General features: G+C 37.8%; 12 protein-coding genes. 10 read left to right on the forward strand and 2 right to left on the reverse strand.

Features of this window, described 5'->3' with window-relative positions; all coding sequences use genetic code 11:
- From BUA72_RS07905 to BUA72_RS07935, 7 genes are all read left to right on the forward strand, one after another.
- The gene (locus BUA72_RS07905; RefSeq protein ID WP_072922443.1) at positions 1-2,475 is read left to right on the forward strand and encodes a TonB-dependent receptor; all 2,475 of its coding nucleotides are present in this window, start codon (positions 1-3) and stop codon (positions 2,473-2,475) included.
- Between the two features lie 11 nt (positions 2,476-2,486).
- Positions 2,487-3,929, forward strand: coding sequence for a DUF3526 domain-containing protein (locus BUA72_RS07910; RefSeq protein WP_072922444.1), 1,443 nt, complete (start codon positions 2,487-2,489; stop codon positions 3,927-3,929).
- Between the two features lie 7 nt (positions 3,930-3,936).
- Positions 3,937-5,286 (forward strand): DUF3526 domain-containing protein, encoded by a 1,350-nt coding sequence (locus BUA72_RS07915; RefSeq protein WP_072922445.1) that lies wholly within the window; start codon positions 3,937-3,939, stop codon positions 5,284-5,286.
- A 302-nt stretch (positions 5,287-5,588) separates the two neighbouring features.
- Entirely contained in the window at positions 5,589-5,765 is a 177-nt protein-coding gene (locus tag BUA72_RS07920) for a histone H1 (protein WP_072922446.1), read from the forward strand.
- Positions 5,766-6,425: 660 nt separating this feature from the next.
- Positions 6,426-7,997 carry a M28 family peptidase gene (locus BUA72_RS07925; protein ID WP_072922447.1) on the forward strand — a complete coding sequence of 524 codons (1,572 nt, stop codon included), beginning with the start codon at positions 6,426-6,428 and terminating at the stop codon, positions 7,995-7,997.
- 296 nt (positions 7,998-8,293) lie between these two features.
- Positions 8,294-9,886 (forward strand): right-handed parallel beta-helix repeat-containing protein, encoded by a 1,593-nt coding sequence (locus BUA72_RS07930; RefSeq protein WP_047456433.1) that lies wholly within the window; start codon positions 8,294-8,296, stop codon positions 9,884-9,886.
- 214 nt (positions 9,887-10,100) lie between these two features.
- Positions 10,101-11,528, forward strand: a complete 1,428-nt coding sequence (locus BUA72_RS07935; protein WP_072922448.1) for a hypothetical protein — start codon at positions 10,101-10,103, stop codon at positions 11,526-11,528.
- Positions 11,529-11,626: 98 nt separating this feature from the next.
- Here the strand turns inward: BUA72_RS07935 and BUA72_RS07940 are convergent, their stop codons facing one another.
- Positions 11,627-12,262 carry an HAD family hydrolase gene (locus BUA72_RS07940; protein ID WP_072922449.1) on the reverse strand — a complete coding sequence of 212 codons (636 nt, stop codon included), beginning with the start codon at positions 12,260-12,262 and terminating at the stop codon, positions 11,627-11,629.
- Between the two features lie 51 nt (positions 12,263-12,313).
- Entirely contained in the window at positions 12,314-14,437 is a 2,124-nt protein-coding gene (locus tag BUA72_RS07945) for a Tex family protein (protein ID WP_072922450.1), read from the reverse strand.
- 211 nt (positions 14,438-14,648) lie between these two features.
- Here BUA72_RS07945 and cas9 point away from each other — a divergent pair, with 211 nt between their 5' ends.
- Genes cas9 through cas2 form a run of 3 tightly spaced genes read left to right on the forward strand, consistent with a single transcriptional unit; the run spans position 14,649 to position 20,118 of the window.
- Positions 14,649-18,887 carry a type II CRISPR RNA-guided endonuclease Cas9 gene (gene cas9, locus BUA72_RS07950; RefSeq protein WP_083544144.1) on the forward strand — a complete coding sequence of 1,413 codons (4,239 nt, stop codon included), beginning with the start codon at positions 14,649-14,651 and terminating at the stop codon, positions 18,885-18,887.
- 2 nt (positions 18,888-18,889) lie between these two features.
- Positions 18,890-19,783 (forward strand): type II CRISPR-associated endonuclease Cas1, encoded by an 894-nt coding sequence (cas1, locus tag BUA72_RS07955; RefSeq protein WP_072922451.1) that lies wholly within the window; start codon positions 18,890-18,892, stop codon positions 19,781-19,783.
- Positions 19,780-20,118: a CRISPR-associated endonuclease Cas2 gene (gene cas2, locus BUA72_RS07960; RefSeq protein WP_048506756.1), complete on the forward strand. Its 339-nt coding sequence runs from the start codon at positions 19,780-19,782 to the stop codon at positions 20,116-20,118. The genes cas1 and cas2 overlap by 4 nt, the downstream gene beginning before the upstream one ends.
- Positions 20,119-20,238: the final 120 nt, after the last annotated feature.

A 20,238-nucleotide genomic window follows, 5' to 3' on the forward strand; every position in this document is an offset into this window, starting at 1 on the left:
ATGAAATATTTGTATATCACAGCAGCACTGGCCGCCGCCAGTGTGAAGGTCTGTGCGCAGGAGACATTGTCCGGGGAAGTGATTGGGGAACATCATCAGAGGCTTAAAAATGCCAGAATCATTATTAAAAACAACGAAAACAGATATGAAACGACATCCAATGACGGAAATTTCAGCATACCGGATGTCAGAAAAGGAACCTATGAAATCAGTGTTAATGCTGAATCTTATGATACCTATACCGAACAGATCGAAGCGGACAGTACGTTTTTAACCAAGAAACTTGTCATTCATCTGTATAAGGTCGGAACCATTCAGGAAGTGGAAATTTTAGGAAGAGCTGCGAAAAAATACCAGAGTGATTATTCTTTCTCGGCTACTAAAATTGGAGTTCAGAACAAAGACATTCCCTTTTCCATTTCTACGGTAAGTAAGGAACTGATCAAAGACCGGCAGGCTTTTCAATTGGGTGATGCCGTGAAAATGGCGAGCAGTGTAACGCCTGTCAGCTATTATAATCAGTTCAGCATCCGCGGCATTGCACAGAATGAAGAAGGTACGATCATCAACGGAATGCGGACCCGGCAGTATTATTTTATGCAGCCGATTACGACAAATCTTGAAAAGATTGAAGTTATAAAAGGTCCGGCCAGTGCCGTTCTTTCCAGTGTGGATCCGGGAGGAAGCATTGTTTTGGTAACTAAAAAACCATTGAAAACGCCAAGCAGGGAAGTGACCATGAGCGCAGGAAGTTTTAGCACCATAAGAAGTTCTCTGGATTTTACAGGGCCCTTAAACAAGGAGAAAACGCTCTTGTACAGGTTCAATGCAGGCTATGCACAGGCTCAGAGTTTCAGGGATATTCAGTCTCAGAAGAGTGTTCTGGTTTCCCCTTCCATTTCCTATATCCCAAATGACAGGACGGCGATCAACGTAGAAATGATCTACAGCGACCTGAACGGGAAAATAGACAGAGGTCAGCCTATTTTCGGAGCAGTAGACGGGATGACGGATCTTCGAAGCACTCCAATAAGCTTTAATCTTGGAGCCATTAATGATTATTTTAAATCAAAAGAACTGATCATCATGTCCAATTTTACCCACAGGATTACCGATAAGATCAGTATCAATGCTTCGTATATGAAGCAGACCTGGAAGGAAGATCTTCAGGAACATAGAACGACGAATGCTTTTGCTGTAGATGCGAATAACAAACCTATTCCAACGCTGGCGGCTATGCAGATGGTTCAGAGAAACCAGTTCTGGAATACGGATAATCTTAATGCTTATCTGGTGTTTAACCTTAAATCAGGACCTATTGAGCATAAAATCCTGGCAGGCTATGATTTGATCAGCACCCATAAATATAAAGGCGGAGCACAGAACACGGCAAGAGGATATCTTCTGACCAACGGGAAAACAACTTCTTCCTATAACCCGCAGAACGCAGCTGACTATCAAATGGTGACTGTCAATGGGATTACCATGCCTAAACCCAATGTAGAGCATTTCAATCTGGCCAATCCTGTGTACAGTATCAAAAATCCTGATGAATATGTCTTTTCAAAGGCTGCATTACCGCCAGCTTTGATACGTTCTCATGGAATTTACATTCAGGATCAGATGAAATGGAACCGTTTTAATCTGTTTTTAAGCCTCAGACAGGAGTGGTTTCAGGATATTACCCGTTATAAAGAGAATAATGAAATCGTGGTCAAAGACAGCAAACTGATTCCGAGAATTGGTCTGACCTATAATGTGAATGAACGGATCAATGTTTATGCGTCATACATCGAAGGATTCCAGCCACAGTCGAATACGGCGTCACTGGCTCCTGTGGTTATTCCCGAAGGCAGAGCTTTTGAGCCTTTGAGAAGTCAGTCCAAGGAAGTTGGAATGAAAGCCGATTTCTTTAATAAAAAAATTCATGTTGATGTTGCCATTTACGAGATTCGTCAGCGGAATATCCTTTTGAATGCCAATGATCCCGCGGAACCGGATCGTTTGGTAACCAGAGGACAGGAGCGCAGCCGTGGTTTTGAAATGGACGTTATCGGGAACATATCCAAGGCATGGCAGGTATTTGCATCTTACGGATACAATGATGCGAGAATTATTGATGATATCAATCCTGCATTAATCGGTGCGAGAAAGCAGAATACTCCGTTCCACAGTGCCAATATCTGGCAGAAATACAGCTTTGGAGAAACCTCTTTTCTGAAGGACCTTGCCGTAGGACTAGGCGTTCAGTACAGCGGAAATAAAGTTCCTATGTACAACCGCTCCTTTCTGGTTCCTGAGTATACCGTCTTTGATGCCGCAGTTTACTACAGCCCGAAACAGGGCCCTGTGAGCATTTCACTCAATATCAATAACCTTTTTAACACAACTTACTGGCTGGGCGCACAGAATTATCTCCGTCTGTTTCCTGGAGCTCCAAGAAACGCAGTGCTCACGGCAGTTTATAAATTTTAAATCTTAAGATTATGAGAATACATATTATCCGTCTGATTTCAATACAGCTTTGGAAACAGTCATTACAGAATAAGGCGGTCATTGTTCTTCTGATGATCCTGAGTCTCCTGTTTGTATTTGCCGCCTACACGGGATGGCAGGACTACAAAGTGCAGGAAGATACCAGGGTAAAACATCAGGTGGATGTTCGTCATCAATGGGAAAACAAACCGGATAAACATCCCCACAGAATGGCACATTACGGATATCTGATCTTCAGGGCAAGATATCCTTTAAGCTTTTTCGATTACGGTTTGGAACGGTATATGGGAAATTCAGTATTTCTGGAAGCCCACAAGCAGAATACCGTTAATTTTTCTGAAGCCGGATTTTCATCGGGAATGCTGCGTTTCGGAGAGGTAAGTACGGCTATGATCCTGCAAACCCTGATTCCTCTGTTTATATTTTTTCTGGGATTCAGCTGCATTTCGGCCGAACGGGAGAATAATACGCTGAAAGTACTGATCAGTCAGGGCGTACGATGGAAAGAACTGCTGGCCGGGAAAATACTCGGATTGCTTTGTCTGGTGGGGCTGGTTTTTGTTCCGGTCATGATCCTGTCTTCGGTCATGTGGTTTTCTCTGACCGGTTTTAAAGGGACGGTTGATGAATTTCTTCGTCTGTTCTGGATCGGCGGAGCTTATCTGATCTACTTTTTTATCGTATGCAGCGTTTGCGTAATGGTGTCTGCAGTAAGCAAAACTTCAAGATCTTCTTTAGTTAAGCTGATCGGTTTATGGCTGCTGTTTATCGTCATTATTCCGAGAACGGCACAGGCTTTCGGGGCGTATCTGCATCCGGCGCCTTCCAAGATAGATTTTGACACCAAAGTGGAAAACGAACTAGTAAAAACCGGCGACAGCCACAATCCGAATGACAGCTATTATAAAGGCATAAAAGATTCCCTTCTGCAGGCTCATCACGTGAAAACAGTGGAAGAGCTGCCTTTTAACTACAGTGGCTATATCATGGCGGAAGGAGAAAAGATCAGCTCAGGAATTTATAACAGGCAATGGCAAAAGCAGCTTGATATTTATGAAGATCAGAACAGTATTAACCGTTCTTTGGCTTTTGTAAATCCTTTTCAGGCGGTTAAAGATCTGTCTACAGCACTTACGGGTTCAGATTTTAATTCCTATATCTATTATCAGGAGCAGGTGGAGGCGTACAGATACCAACTGGCGCAGCTGATGAACAAGCTGCAGATGGAAAACATCAGCAATAAAAAGCAGCAGGAAAATGATAAACCGTACACCATCAGCAAAGATCACTGGAAAGAACTTCCTGATTTTCAGTATAAGTTTATAGGTCAGAGGGCTTTATTTCAGAACGAAATAGCTTCTGTACTTTCCCTTCTGGTATGCGTATTGGGCCTTCTTTTCGTTCTTCATTTTATGTCTAAAACAATAAAATAAATTAATCATGTATCTTTTATTATTTAAGAACTTCATCCGTTCCCAGTCTGCCTATCTGGGAATGCTGTTCCTGCTTTTGTCGGGACTGGTCAGTATTTTTGTGGGAAGGCAGTTTATAGAGAAGCAGAAAGCGAATATTGAACATACGGCTGTCTATCAGAAAGAACATATTGAAAGATATACGGGCTATATAGAAAAGGATCTTGGACTTCTGCTATATTATCTAAAATTTGGATTGGTTAATACAACAGACAACCTGAATGGGCTTTCAATAGGGCAGAGAGATGTCAATCCTTCCATACAGAGCTTAACGATAAGAAATCTGGAGGGTCAGAAGTATGATACGGATCTTCAGAATCCTGTAAGTCTGCTTCTGGGGAGTCTGGATCTGGGCTTTGTGATTATTTTCCTGTTTCCGCTGGTGATTATTTCCTTCTGTTATAATCTTCTGTCCGAAGAGAAAGAGGAAAGCACATGGATTCTATTGTCTGTACAATCTCAAACGCCTTTCAGGATTTTGTTTAAAAAATTCATGGTCCGTTTTGCAGTTATTACCGGGGTTTTACTGTTTCTGATTGTTCTCGCGATTCCCATTCTGGATTTGAGGATTAATGCTGCACTGTCCGGTTTTATTCTCGTCTCGCTTTTTTATATTACCGTTTGGTTTGCTTTAAGCTTCTGGGTCGTTTCCTGGAATAAAAGTTCCCGAGCAGGGGCTGCAGGGCTTTTGTGTTTCTGGATTGTCCTTACGATTATTCTTCCTGCGGTTCTCAATCATTTTATTTTAAGCAAATATCCTTTACCGGAAGCATTGGATACGGCAATTGAGCAAAGGGAAGCGTATCACGAAAAATGGGATACGGATCAGAAACCGACGATAGACAAATTTTACAGACATTATCCGCAGTTCAGATCGTATGGATATCCAAAAGAAAGTTTCAACTGGCTTTGGTATTATGCGATGCAGCAGATGGGAGATGACGAGTCTAAAAGTCAGTCTGATCAGTTGAAGGCAAAACTCTGGAAAAGAGAGGAAATGAGCCGCACGCTTTCATATTTTGTTCCCGGACTTCATGTGCAGTTTCAGCTGAGTGATCTTACAGGTTCCGGATTGGCTGATCAGTTGAGGTTTACGAAGGCCGCAGAACATTTTCATGAAGGCAAGAGGCTTTTGTTTTACCCTAAAATCTTCGCGAACGAACCAACGGGAAGTATCAACTGGAAACAGTTTCAATTGGAATATTATAGTGAACGGAGTACAATCAACTGGTTAGCAATGCTGGGACCGTTATTGCTGTTCAGTCTGTTGTTTTATTATCTGGGAAGTGTTAATTTCAGGAAGCAGACGGTTTTATAACACTTGATGGCTTAAAATAGACTCAGTTTTTTGACGTTACATGATATGAAGGGCTCAGAAGCACCATGGAATTTTGGAATAAGAATAAATGTGCAACACGAACGGATGATATAATACTTTAATAATCCTTTTATATGGCCAATAGACCTAATAAAAGCCCTGAATTTTTAGCATAAACATAAAAAATGACACTTCAGCGGAGGAAAAGAAGAAAAAAATAGCATTTTCGGCCAAAATTTTTTAGTCGGAGCTAGGCTGGAATGACCATAAAACCTATATTTGCACCCTAAATTTTAAAAATAATGAAAGAACTAATTGAAAAAATCAACGCTGAATTCGAAGCGTTTGCAGGTGAGGCTAACCAACAAGCAGAAAAAGGAAACAAAGCTGCAGGTACAAGAGCTCGTAAATCAGCTTTAGAACTTAGCAAATTGTTCAAAGAATTCAGAAAAGTTTCTGTTGACGAAGCTAAAAAATAATTCGTTCCCAAACCGGCTCACTGAGCCGGTTTTTTTATGCATTTATTTCTTCATTGATTATATAGAAAAATTTTGCTTCATTTTTTTCAAAAAAAAGAAACTAGAAGCATCTGCACAATCATCCGTGCCGTCCGTGGTTAGTTTTTACCATTCAATTATAAAAACACACTTCTTTTTCTCACGCAAAGTTCGATTTTAATGCTGTATACTATAAGTTGGGCAAAGAAGGAATCAATTTCATTGATTCTTTGAAACGGGCGTTGTATTCATACGCTTCAAAACTCTGTGATTATAGAATGACATTTTGTTTCTTATTATTTCTATGAAAATTTATTTTCACGCAAATGTTTATGAAAATTTATTTTTAGCTGGAGAAAACCGAAGGGTCTGATAACGTTGTTTGTGAAGCGGCTGAATAAGTACGCTTCATCGAATCAACCGAAGATTGATTTTTGTCTTAGTCTTCCTTAAAATTCCTATGCTATCATAAAACTTTGCGTTAAAAAAAGAAACGTGTTATTTTCTTCTCAACCTTACATCTGATCCGTTTCATACTAGAATAATCAATTTCCGATCAAATCGCCAAATATCCCATCAACACATCAAATTTGCTTCGCCATTCCCGCAAATTCCTTTATCTTTAAGCATTCAATATATGTTATGAAGATAAATAAATTTTTTGCTGTACCGGCAGTTGTGCTGGCTGCCCAGTTTTCATGGGCTCAGGTGAAGGTAGATCCGAAAGAGAAACTTGATCCTATTGTAAAAAGCTTTGTAGATGAAATTAACACCGGTTCTCAGCTGGAAAATATGGCCTATGAGCTTCTGGACGGTATCGGACCACGACTTGTAGGAACTCCTGAAATGCTGGCTGCCAATGAATGGTCTGCGGCTAAACTCCGTTCATGGGGAATAGAATCCAACCTGCAGCAGTTCGGAACATGGAAAGGATGGCAGCGTGGGATTACGCATGTAGATATGACGTATCCACGTGTGAAATCATTAGCGGCAACACAGCTTGCCTGGAGTCCGGCAACGAAAAAAGCCGTTGAAGCTGAGGTGGTTGTACTTCCAAAAGTTTCTTCTAAGGCTGAATTTGATGCGTGGCTTCCTTCCGCAAAAGGAAAAATCGTGCTTATAGCGCAATACCAGAAAATCGGACGTTCTGATGAGCAGATCAAAGAATTTGCAACTCCGGAACTGTACGAAAAACTGAAAGCAGAGAAAGAACAGGCCGGAAAAGACTTCCGTGACTATGTGAAAAATATTGGTTATGACAATAATACACTTCCAGAAGCTTTAGAAAAAGCAGGAGCCGCTGGAATTGCTATCTCCAACTGGACCGGAATTATGGGAGCCAACAGGATTTTCGGAGCGAAAACTTCAAAGATTCCAATGATCGACATTGATGTGGAAGATTACGGAATGCTTTACAGAATGGCAGAAAAAGGAGCGAAACCTAAAATTAAGGTAGAAGCTCAGTCTAAAATCCTTCCTGATGCGAAAAATTTCAATACCATAGGGATCATCAAAGGAAAAGAAAAGCCTGAAGAATATGTGATCCTTTCTGCTCACCTAGATTCATGGGACGGAGCACAGGGAGCAACAGACAACGGAACAGGTACGCTTACGATGCTAGAAACCATGAGGATCCTGAAAAAATATTACCCGAACAATAAAAGAACCATCGTTATAGGACTTTGGGGAAGTGAAGAGCAGGGATTGAACGGTTCCAGAGGTTATGTGGCAGATAATCCACAGATTATGAAAGGAACGCAGGCAGTATTTAACCAGGATAACGGAACGGGACGCGTGATCAATATCAGCGGCCAAGGATTCAAAGATTCTTACAGCTATATCGGAAAATGGCTGAATGGAGTTCCTAAAACTGTGAGAGATCAGATTAAAACCGATTTTCCGGGAATGCCAGGAGGTGGCGGTTCTGATCATGCATCATTCGTGGCAGCCGGAGTTCCAGGATTTTCTCTAAGCTCTCTGAACTGGGGATATTTCGGATACACATGGCACACGACGAAAGATACGTATGACAAGATCGTTTTTGATGAGGTGAAAAACAACGTGGTTTTAACGGCTGCACTGGCTTATATGGCATCAGAAGACCCTGAATTTACGAGCAGAGAAAGAAGAGTAATGCCTCAGGATGATAAAGGTGAAACGGTAAAATGGCCGGAAGCTAAGGAGCCGAGGAGAGATTCTAAGGAGTATAAATAGAGGTATAAGATGTCAGATTTCAGACATCAGATTTCAGACTTTATTCTGAAAATATTAAAAGGCTGTACAGATTACTGTGCAGCCTTTGTTTTTTTGGATAGAAATGGTTTCTTATTTAGTGAATTTTATTTCCCTTAAAGATGTAGGTTTCTGTTTTTTTTTCTGATCATTCAAAAATAACAATCATAGTTTAATAAAACACGTCAACTTCTGGCGTGTCGCATGTCTACATTTGTATCAGTAAAATTAAAGAAGAAATATTTTACCATTTAATTTAAACCAAAAAACAAAATTTTATGATTTACGCAAATGCTTTTTTCACACCAGGTAATAGCTATCCTAACGAAGACGTTGTACAGCTGGTAGATAATTATACCCACGAGGCTGTGGTTTATAAAAAAGTAAGTACTGCCGTTGAGGATGGCGTCATCTACCGAAAAAAAGACAATGATTTTTATGAAAGACAATGGTCCGGCTATGTCAATGTATTATGGTGGAATATCAGGGAAAACGGAATCCTGCCGCCAACCGTTACAGAGCGTATCAACAAAGCCTTGGCTCTGGGATATAATACATTTTTTGATGAAATGTCCATCGAGATTGATGGAACACTTTACCTTCAGGACAACCAAAAAATTCTTTCAAATAAGTGTACGATAAAACAGACCGAAGTCAAAGCAGAAATTTTTAACTGTGAGCAAAAGAAAAATATTTCCATTACAGGATTTATGTTAAAAGGAGAAGGAGTTGATTACGTGGTCAATGCCAGTTCCCGAAATGTAGGCATTCTTTGTACCAAAGCAAAAAATTTAATTATTGAAAAAAATGTATTTGAAAATTTCACCTATGCTGCGGTATCAGGACTGGATGGAGTAGGAGATTTAACCTTTAGATTTAATAAAGTTAAAAATTTATTTGATCATGAATGGGTAACAAAAAATGGTGAGTACAGAAAGGATAATATGGGTATTGTAGTAGGAGGAGAAAATATCACAATTTTTAAAAACTATTTTGAAAATTCGTCACAGGGAATTTATATTGCTGAAAATTCCAATTTTGTCAGCATTTCAGATAATGATGTAGAGAATACCATTCTGGAGCATGGGATGTACCTTGATTCCGGTATCTCAAATCTTACGGTAATAGGAAACAGAGTGAGAAATACCGTGAAAGTAGGAATTAAACTTCAGAATAGTGATGATCCAAAGCATCCAGACTATGTGTGTCATAATGTTGTCATTTCGAATAATATAGTTGAAAATACAGGTGATGGCGGAGATGGTATCTTGATCAATAATACAACAGTGGGGGCTTCGCGGCTTTATGCAAAAAATGTTGTAGTTTCAGGAAATGTAGTGAGAAATGCAGGCCAGCACGGGATTAATGTGAGATTTGTAGATCTGGGTGTGGTTTCCAATAATGTGATCAATGATATCTCGTACGCAGGAATCTATATTTCCGACACCAAAGGTGTGGAAGTCTGCAATAACAATATTAAAACGACTCAGGAAACGGGAATTATGATTGAAGCTAATAATTATTTATTATCTGCCAATTTTAATACTATTGAAAATCCCGGAATGAAGAATTCGGGTCTGGAAGATCTTTTAACCGGTATTACCATTCGTGGAACGCTAAATAAAGAAATCTCTGTAAGAAACAATAAGATGGTAGGCAATGGTAATGCTATGAAATATGGTGTTTTTGTAGAGTTTGTAACCCCTCCTGAAAACAATCCGGTGAAACAGACTTTCCAGGAAACTTATGAAATCGTTGGAAATACGGTACTGAATGCGGTTACTCCATATAGATTTAATAGTTCTGTAGCTTTACGACTTTTGAATAACAATTATAAAAATCTATTAACAAGTCCAGTGCAGGAAGCTTAAAGAGACCTGTACAGATTATTTTAAATGATTAAAAATGATAAGGCTGTCCTTTAGGGCAGCCTTAATTATATAAAGATCTTGATGGTTAAAATAAAATTTATAACAGAATTTATTTTATAAAAACACGTCAACTTCTGTCGCTTTCAGCTCTTACTTTTGCTTTAATAGAATTCCTGCAGGAGACTATTATTAACCAAAATTAATCCTTACAATTATGAGTAACACACTAGGTTTATTGGAAACAAATGATTTTCCAACTTCAGGTATTCCAACTTCAGGAATTGTCACACTAATTGACAGCCGGACAAAAGAATTAGTCAACTTTGAAAAAGTCACAACAGGATCTCCCACGGTGGACGGCATTATGTATCTGGAAAATAACGGAGTGAAATATGCAAGAGTACACAACGGAGTTATTAATCCGGAATGGTTTGGTCCCGGAAAAACGCATGTCGAGCTTCAGGCGGCAATTGATGCAGCAAACATCAATGATACGATTCTAATAAGAGGAAAGTACAGGTGTTCGGAACAGATCACAATTACTAAATGTGCCATAATGCTTTTAGGCCAGAATTATATCAATGGAAATGATGGCGGACATAATGAAGGATCAAGAATTATTTTCAATGGTTTTACTGACCTCACTATTGGTTCATGTATCAAAGCTGCTGTGAGTTTATGTATTAAGAATCTGGTTATTTTCGGGAATGAGCTCCCTGGAAAAACAGGGATACAATTAGACGGAAATGGTTTGGCATCTCTCACATTGGACTCTGCTGTAGTACAGAATTTTGAAGTAGGAGTTAAGGTCAAAAAAGGCTATTACAACAGATTTGTTAATTCCTATATTGGATACTGTTCTACATGTCTGGTATTGGAGAACTGTTATAATGCGACTGCTTCTTCTCTTTCAATAAGAGCAGGATATGGAGGAAGTACAGCTTTAACGAATATTGGGATTCTCTTACTGGATGGTACCAATTTAAATCTGTTTGGCGGAAGTGTAGAAAGTTTTTCCGATGCTGGAATTGTTCTTTCTTCATCCAGAATTTCATGCATGGGAATTTATTTTGAAGGAGAAAAAGCAGACGATCAGGCTTCATGTATTAAAATTCTTGACAATAATTGCAGGGTGATGGCGGCCAATTGTCATGCGTATTTGACAACGGGGCATTCAAGTTCATTTGTACGCATTCCTTCCACGGTAACTTCGGCTCATGTATATTCAAAAAATAATTATTTTGAATACACTGATGGATGGTATACTTCGGTCTATAAATTTGAAGCCACAAATTTTGAAGGCTACACCATTGATATCTCGGGAGATAATTATAAAAATGATGTTATAGCCGGCTCATCCTATATCTCGATTACGCCTTCCTTACTTAAAAAAGGAAAAGGAATGATTCAGATTACATATCCTTCGGGACATGAACTGGCTGGTACCCATCTTTCCAATCTGAATACAGTTTCTCCATACCAGTATAATGCGGTTACAGGAGCTGTGAATGGTATGATCACAACATTCGCCAATTCCGGATATCCCGGTGATGACGGTGCCTCATTAAGTGGGATTATCCCGAATACGCCTTACACGGCTGTTTATGACAATGGTGCGTGGAAAAAAATTCCAAAGCTTTAATTTCAGTTCAATAAGATGAAGCTTTAAAATAAATAATCATTTTTAAATAAAAATAAGCCGGGACAATTTTAATGTTGTCCCGGCTTTGTAATATGTATTTAAATATGCATCAATAGATCCGAAAAATTCGAAACAGAAGGCTTATAATCATCCGTATTCAGCTTTCCAAAACCATACTCAAAGAAAATAAACGGCAGATTATTAGAGGTAGCTGAATCATAATCAGTCTGCGTATCACCAATATAAACCGAGTTTTCAACACTTAAATCATTTCTTTCCATAAGCAGTTGAATATTCTCTGATTTCGGTTTTTTAGTCCGGCCGTGGGATTCAATATCTACAAACAGATCGTTGAATTGATAATGTTCTAAAAATGCTTCAATATATCCGTCCTGGCAGTTGCTGACAATAAAAAGGCTGTGGGTTTTTGCTAAATTCTTTAAAGTTTCTGCAACTCCTTCATAAAGAATGCCGCCTTCAACGCGCAACACCTTATTTTCAATGCTTACGATTTCAGATAACACTTCACGAACCTTTTGATCTGAAATACCGGGAATGATCGCTTTTAAAATGTTATCCGCCAATAATCCCATATACTGATCCATATCCTCAGGTTTCAGGTCCTTTTGAATCAATTGATATTTATTTAAAACCTCATTCCATATTTTGATGATCGTAGCTCTGGGGTCCCAAAGCGTTCCGTCTAAATCGAAAATTAAATTTGTATAGCTCAAAATGCAGTGTTAATTTGTTTGATTAATAGCGTTAAACATATTTCAGCATCATTATAAAATCATGCTTAACTGAACTCTTTTTCTGGCTTCATCTACTTCGGTTACTTTTACACGAACATGCTGGTGAAGTTTTACCACTTCATTCACATCCGAAACAAAACCTTCTTTCAGCTGAGAAATATGAACCAGCCCGCTTTCCTTGATTCCCATGTCTACAAAACATCCGAAAGCCGTAATGTTATTGACAATTCCGGGAAGAATCATTCCGGGTTTTAAATCTCTGATGCTTTTTACATTAGGATCAAATTCAAATACTTTGGCCGCTTTTCTTGGATCTAATCCAGGTTTTTCCAGTTCTTTTAAAATATCCTTGATCCCTAAAATTCCTATTTCTTCCGTGACATAATTCTCAGGCTTTACCAAAGCTGTTTTTTCTTTGCTGGCAATCAGTTCATTGGTTTTAATACCTAAATCTTTTGCCATTTTTTCTACGATTCCATAAGCTTCCGGATGCACAGCCGAATTATCAAGTGGGTTTTTCGCATTCGTAATTCTTACAAAAGCGGCAGCCTGCTGGTAGGCTTTTTCTCCAAGCCTCGGAACTTTTTTGAGTTGTTTTCTGTCTTCAAAAGCACCGTTTTCCATTCGGTAGTTAACGATATTCTCCGCCATTTTCTCACCGATTCCTGAAACGTAGCTTAACAAAGATTTACTGGCCGTATTTAAATTGATTCCAACAGAATTCACACACTTCATCACCGTTGAATCAAGTTCGTTTTTCAATTGAGTCTGATCCACATCATGCTGATACTGTCCCACACCGATCGATTTGGCATCAATTTTTACCAGTTCAGCCAACGGATCGGCCAATCTTCTTCCGATAGAAACCGCACCACGAACCGTGACATCATAAGACGGAAATTCGTCCCTTGCAATTTTACTTGCAGAATATACCGATGCTCCAGCTTCAGAGACTACAAAAACCTGCAACGGCTTATCAAAAGCGATTTTCTTGATGAAAAACTCAGTTTCCCGGCTTGCGGTTCCGTTTCCAATAGAAATCGCTTCAATATTGTACGCGTTTACCATAGAACGGATCTTTTTCATCGCCATTCCGCTTTCGTTCTGAGGCGCGTGAGGGTAGAGGGTTTCATTATGCAGTAAGTCACCTTTTTCATCAATACAGACCACTTTACATCCGCTTTTATATCCGGGATCAATCGCCAGAATTCTTTTTTCGCCCAAAGGTGGAGCAAGAAGCAGCTGGCTGAGATTTTCAGAGAATATTTCAATGGCTTTTTTATCTGCTTTTTCTTTGGCTTCCTGCAGCGCTTCATTAGAAATAGCAGGTTCCAGAAGACGTTTGTAACTGTCTTTAATAGCCAGAGCGATCTGGTCTGAACTTTCATTATTGGATTTAATGATGGCTTTTTCGATGAAATCAACGGCTTCATCTTTATCAATGCCGATATTCACCTTTACGAAACCTTCAGATTCAGCTCTGAGCATCGCCAGAAGTCTGTGAGAAGGCGTTCTGTTGAGGCTTTCTTCCCATTCGAAATACTGAGAGAATTTCTGTGCATCTTCTTCCTCCTTTCTGGCTTTGACCGCTTTGGAAGTGATCAATGCTTTACGCTGAAACAGGCGGCGAAGATTTTTACGGACGTACATATTTTCATTAATCCATTCCGCCATGATATCTCTTGCACCCTGAAGTGCTTCTTCCTCAGAAGGAACCTCGCTGTTCAGGTATTTCGAAGCCAGAAACTGCAGATCACTGCTTTTCTGACTCATAATGATCTTGGCTAAAGGCTCCAGTCCTTTTTCTTTGGCTGTATCCGCTTTTGTTTTTCTTCGTTTTTTGAAAGGCAGGTATAAATCTTCCAGCTCCGGAATATCAAAGCTTTCTTCAATTCTCTGTTTCAGTTCAGGAGTCAGGGCATTCTGTTCCTCAATAGATTTCAAAATACTTTCCTTCCGCTTGACAATTTCTTCAAACTGTTTGCTGATTTTTGAGATCTGTTCTATCTGAATTTCATCCAGATTTCCCGTCTTATCCTTTCTGTAACGGGAAATAAACGGAATGGTGCAGTCTTCTGCGAGTAATTGTAGCGTATTGTTGATGCTCTTTTCTGATATATTGAGCTGTTGCTGTATAAATGTTACGGTCGTCATTATCTTGGTTTCGGAAGGCTAAAATAAGGCTTTAGAATGAAAAAAAGGCGAGTTGCCCCGCCTTAAATGTTTTCACAACGGAATAATCCTTATTGTGAATTGCTTTCAAAATTATAGAACAAATATAAATGAAAAAATCTTTTTATGATTTATGGGAACCCATAATTTGACTATTTTTTTTATTTCTATTTTTATATAGTTTAAATATAAGATGATGACTAAAAATATACTTGGGCTAGATTTAGGAACCAACTCAATTGGTTGGGCTTTAATTAAACTATACGCTGAAGAGAGGAAGGGAAGTATTCTAGGAATGGGAACCCGTATATTACCTATGTCACAGGATGTTTTAGGGGATTTTGGAAAAGGAAATTCTGTTTCACAAACAGCTGCCAGAACTGGGTATAGAGGAGTGAGAAGGCTTCGAGAAAGGTTTTTACTAAGAAGAGAAAGGCTGCACAGGGTTTTAAATATTCTAGGTTTTCTGCCGGATTATTATGCTGCTCAAATCGATTTCGATAAAAGATTTGGAAAATTTAAAGCAGAAACAGAGCCTAAACTACCCTATAACAATGAAGGTTTTATTTTCAAGAATTCTTTTGAAGAAATGCTTTCAGATTTTAAAATATCTCAACCTGAGCTTTTATCAGAAAATAAAAAAGTTCCTTATGACTGGACGATTTATTATTTGAGAAAAAAAGCAGTCTCTCAGAGAATAGAGAAAGAAGAGCTGGCCTGGATTCTTTTAAATTTTAATCAGAAAAGAGGTTATTATCAGCTTAGAGGAGAAGATTTTGACGAAGAAAAAGATAAAACATTTGTGACGTTAAATGTTGATAAAGTGATTGATTCCGGGGAAAAAGTGAAAGGGAATGTCCTTTTCGATGTATATTTTACCAACGGATGGAAATATGAAAAGCAAATAACAAAACCGGAAGATTGGGTTGGACGTTCCAAAGAATTTATTATTACCGAATCTCCATTAAAAAATGGTGATGTAAAACGGACTTTTAAAGCTGTTGATTCTGAAAAGGACTGGATTGCCATCAAGGCGAAAACAGAACAGGAGATTGAAACAGCTCATAAAACGGTAGGATCCTATATTTATGATGCTATTCTTCAAAATCCCAAACAAAAAATAAAGGGAAAACTTGTCCGAACAATTGAACGTAAGTTTTACAAAGAAGAGCTGAAGCAGATTCTAGAAAAACAGAAAGACTTTCATCCTGAACTCCAAAATGAAGATTTGTACAGTGATTGTGTGAGAGAATTATACAGAAATAATGACGCCCACCAGTTAAGTCTGACTAAAAAGAATTTTATACATCTTTTCGTAGAGGATATCATTTTTTATCAAAGACCTTTAAGAAGTCAGAAGTCTTCTGTTTCTAACTGTACTTTGGAATTTAGAAAATACAAAGATAAAAGCGGAACAGAAGGAATTCAATTTCTGAAAGTTATCCCTAAATCAAATCCATATTATCAGGAATTCCGCATCTGGCAATGGATATCTAACCTTAAAATTTACAGAAGAGATGATGACGTTAATGTGACTTTGGAATATTTAAAGTCAACTGAAGATTACGAAGATCTTTTTGTATTTCTAAATACGAGAAAAGAAGTTGACCAGAAAGCATGTTTGAAACATTTTAAATTAAGTGAAAAAACGCATCGCTGGAATTATGTTGAAGATAAAAAATATCCGTGCAATGAGACCGGAACAATGATTTTGGAAAGACTTAAAAAAGTATGGGATAGCGTGGATAATATCTTTACAAGAGAAAAGGAGCAACAAATCTGGCACATTATCTATTCTGTGAATGATAAAACAGAATATGAAAAAGCCTTGAAATCTTTTACAAAGAAAAATGATCTCGATGACAATTCGTTCTTTGAAGCTTTCAGAAAATTTCCTCCATTTGATAGTGAATATGGTTCCTTTTCTGAGAAAGCCATTAAGAAACTATTACCATTAATCAGAACCGGTAAGTACTGGAACTGGGAAGCTGTTGATGAAAAAACAAAAAACAGGATTCAGAAAATGATTACCGGGGAGTGTGATGAAGATATTACAGATAATATAAGAGAGAAAACGCTTTCTCTTCAGAAGGAAAGTGATTTTCAGGGATTGCCTTTATGGTTAGCTCAATATGTAGTATATGGCAGACATTCTGAAGCTTCAGTCGCAGGGAAATGGAATTCTGTGAATGATATGGAAGAGTATTTGAAAGAATTCAAACAACATTCTCTTCGCAACCCAATTGTAGAGCAGGTGATAACAGAAACCATCCGGGTGGTGAAAGATATCTGGATAAAATATGGTAATGGAGCGGCAGATTTTTTCAATGAAATTCATATTGAACTTGGCCGGGAAATGAAGCTTCCCGCAAAGGAGAGAAGTAAAATGACCCAAAAAATATCAGAAAACGAAAATACCAACCTTCGTATTAAAGCTTTACTGGCAGAAATGATGAATGATAGTGAAGTGCAGAATGTAAGGTCTTATTCTCCCATGCACCAGGAGATTCTGAAGATATATGAAGATGGAGCCCTGAATTCTGAGATTTCTGTAGATGATGACATTCTTAAGATCAGTAAAACAGCTCAACCTTCTCCATCCGATCTGAAAAAGTATAAACTTTGGCTGGAACAAAAATACCGTTCACCTTACACAGGAGATATCATTCCTCTTAATAAACTTTTTACAACTGAATATGAAATTGAACATATTATTCCTCAAAGCCGTTATTTTGACAACAGTTTCAGCAATAAAGTGATTTGTGAATCTTCAGTTAACAGGCTAAAAGATAATTACATTGGTCTAGGATTCATTAAACATTTTCATGGCTATAAAATTTCTGATAAAACTAAAGTCTTTGAAGTGGATGAATATGAAGATTTTGTGAAGAAAAATTATGCCAGTAACTGGTCTAAGAGATCAAAACTTCTGCTGGAAGAAATTCCGGAAGATATGATTGAACGTCAGCTTAATGATACCCGGTATATCAGTAAATATATTTCAGGTATTCTTTCTAATATTGTAAGGAAAAAGGAAAATGATGATGGCGTAAATTCTAAAGATATCATTCCCGGTAATGGAAAAATTACATTACAACTTAAACAGGATTGGGGATTAAATGATGTTTGGAATGATTTAGTTCTTCCCCGTTTTGAACGGATGAACGAGCTTACCAAATCTAATGACTTTACAGTCTGGAATGAAAAATACCAGAAGTTTTTGCCAACAGTGCCCGTCGAATTTTCAAAAGGGTTTTCAAAAAAGAGAATAGATCATCGCAATCATGCATTAGACGCTTTGGTAATTGCCTGTGCAACAAGAGATCATGTTAATCTGCTTAATAATCAGTCCGCAAGATCAGAAATGAAACGGTATGATTTGAAAAGAAAGCTGATGAAGTTTGAAAAGAAAGCCTATCAGCATTCACAAACAGGAGAAAGAATTGTAAAGGATGTTCCGGTAGAATTTTTAAAACCGTGGGATAATTTCATTGTCGAAGCTAAAGAGAATCTTGATAGAATTATTGTAAGCTTTAAACAGAATCTTAGAGTAATTAATAAAGCTACAAATCATTATGAAAAATGGATTGAAAAAGACAATGTTAAAGTAAAAGCTTTGGTGGAGCAGCAAGGTTTGAATTGGGCAATCAGAAAACCATTGCATAAAGATACGGTTTCTGGAAAAGTAGATTTACCTGGAACCAAAGTTCCTAAAGGAAAAATACTAACTGCTACGAGGAAAAGTATTGATACTTCTTTTGATATGAAAACCATAAATTCCATTACAGATACTGGAATTCAGAAAATTCTAAAAAATTATCTTGAATATAAAGGAAGTTATGAGGAAGCTTTTTCACCTGAAGGAATTGAAGATATGAATAAGAATATCGAAAAATTTAATGATGGAAAACAGCATCAGCCTATTACTAAAGTGAGGATTTTTGAATTAGGTAGTAAATTTCCATTAGGACAAAACGGGAATAAAAAACATAAATATGTAGAAACGGCAAAAGGAACTAATCTTTTTTTTACCATATATGAAGATGATAAAGGCAAAAGAACGTATGAAACGATTCCTTTAAATGAAGTGATTGAAAGACAGAAACAAGGATTGGCGCCAGTTACATTAAAAAGTAAAAATGATTTTTATTTGTCTCCCAATGACTTGGTATATGTTGCTACAGAAGGTGAATCTGTAGATAATCTGGATTTTCAGTCTGATTCTCAAGAGTATATAAATAATGTTTATAAAGTGGTAAGCTTTTCTGGTAGTCAAATTTTCTTTGTAAAACAAAATGTTGCTGTTTCTATTGTAAATAAAGCTGAATTTTCTACTTTAAATAAAATGGAGAGAGCTATTGATGGCAGAATGATTAAAGAGTGCTGTGTAAAGTTAAAAATTGATCGCATAGGAAATATGACAAAATCGTAATCATGATCACCCGTTCCATCTACATCGGCAATCCCGCTTATCTTAAACTTAAAGATGAGCAGATGAAAATACTTTGCCCTGAAACTAAGGTAGAGAAGGGAAGTGTTCCGGTGGAAGATCTGGGATTGCTCATGCTGGATCATTTTCAGATCACCCTTTCGCATCAGCTGATCCAAAAAATGATGGGGAATAATGTAGTGGTTATCAGTTGTGATGCACAACATTTGCCACATGGAATAATGCTTCCTCTTTATGGGCATACGGAGCATTCGGATAGGGTAAAAGATCAGCTTGAAGCGAGTGAGCCTTTGAAGAAACAACTTTGGAAACAGACCGTAGAATGTAAAATTGAAAATCAGAAAAATCTTCTGATAAGGTTAGGAAACTATTTTGAGCCTATGATAGAATATCAGAGAAATGTAAAAAGTGGCGATATCACCAATATGGAAGGTATAGCTGCACAGCATTACTGGAAATACCTTATTAATATTGATTTTTTGAGAGGGCGTTTTGGAAATTCACCCAATCAATTCTTTAATTTTGGGTATTCAGTTTTAAGAAGTATGGTCGCAAGGTCTATTGTAGAAACCGGCTTGCTTCCTGTTTTGGGAATTTTTCATAAAAATAAATACAATCCTTACTGTTTGGCAGATGACCTGATGGAACCATACCGTCCTTTTATTGATCTATTGGTGGTAGATTGGCTGAAAATAAACCCACAGGCCGAAGAATTGTCAAAAGAATATAAAGCTCATATTTTGCAGATTGCAACAAGGGATGTGAGAATAGATGATAAAACAAGACCCTTGTTGGTAGCAGTAAAAACAACAGCTACTTCGCTATATAAATGTTATACAGGGGAAAAAAGACTAATTTCTTATCCTGAACTGATATGAATTCCGAAAGGTTTAACGCATACAGAATTATGTGGGTTTTAGTATTATATGATCTCCCGACAGAAACAAAAGCCAATATGAGAGATGCTAATCGCTTCCGTAAAGGTTTAATTGATGATGGATTTACTCTTTTCCAGTTTTCAATGTACGTTCGCCATTGCCCGAGCCGGGAAAATGCGGAAGTGCATATCAAAAGGGTTAAATTTATGCTCCCAAAAGCTGGCAAGGTCGCAATTATGTGTATTACCGATAAGCAGTTTGGGGATATCGAAATATTCTTTGCGAGAAATAAAGAAGAACCGCCTCCAACCTTTCAACAGCTTGAATTATTCTAATTTTAAAATCCTAATTAAATAATAAACCCATTGAATTTCAATGGGTTAAATTTTGAGGCTGTGACTAATCACGAAGTTAGTAAATTTTGAAAGCAATTCACAACACGGGTACAACAGGGG

Origin of the sequence: Chryseobacterium sp. OV279 (genome assembly GCF_900128945.1) — a bacterium.
Lineage (GTDB): Bacteria > Bacteroidota > Bacteroidia > Flavobacteriales > Weeksellaceae > Chryseobacterium.

Bases quoted from the DNA above. Each gene is read 5' to 3' on its own strand.
- cas1 (WP_072922451.1), top strand. From the start codon at position 18,890: ATGATCACCCGTTCCATCTACATCGGCAATCCCGCTTATCTTAAACTT.
- BUA72_RS07930 (WP_047456433.1), top strand. From the start codon at position 8,294: ATGATTTACGCAAATGCTTTTTTCACACCAGGTAATAGCTATCCTAAC.
- BUA72_RS07925 (WP_072922447.1), top strand. From the start codon at position 6,426: ATGAAGATAAATAAATTTTTTGCTGTACCGGCAGTTGTGCTGGCTGCC.
- BUA72_RS07910 (WP_072922444.1), top strand. From the start codon at position 2,487: ATGAGAATACATATTATCCGTCTGATTTCAATACAGCTTTGGAAACAG.
- BUA72_RS07935 (WP_072922448.1), top strand. From the start codon at position 10,101: ATGAGTAACACACTAGGTTTATTGGAAACAAATGATTTTCCAACTTCA.
- BUA72_RS07945 (WP_072922450.1), bottom strand. From the start codon at position 14,437: ATGACGACCGTAACATTTATACAGCAACAGCTCAATATATCAGAAAAG.
- BUA72_RS07920 (WP_072922446.1), top strand. From the start codon at position 5,589: ATGAAAGAACTAATTGAAAAAATCAACGCTGAATTCGAAGCGTTTGCA.
- BUA72_RS07915 (WP_072922445.1), top strand. From the start codon at position 3,937: ATGTATCTTTTATTATTTAAGAACTTCATCCGTTCCCAGTCTGCCTAT.
- BUA72_RS07905 (WP_072922443.1), top strand. From the start codon at position 1: ATGAAATATTTGTATATCACAGCAGCACTGGCCGCCGCCAGTGTGAAG.
- cas9 (WP_083544144.1), top strand. From the start codon at position 14,649: ATGATGACTAAAAATATACTTGGGCTAGATTTAGGAACCAACTCAATT.
- cas2 (WP_048506756.1), top strand. From the start codon at position 19,780: ATGAATTCCGAAAGGTTTAACGCATACAGAATTATGTGGGTTTTAGTA.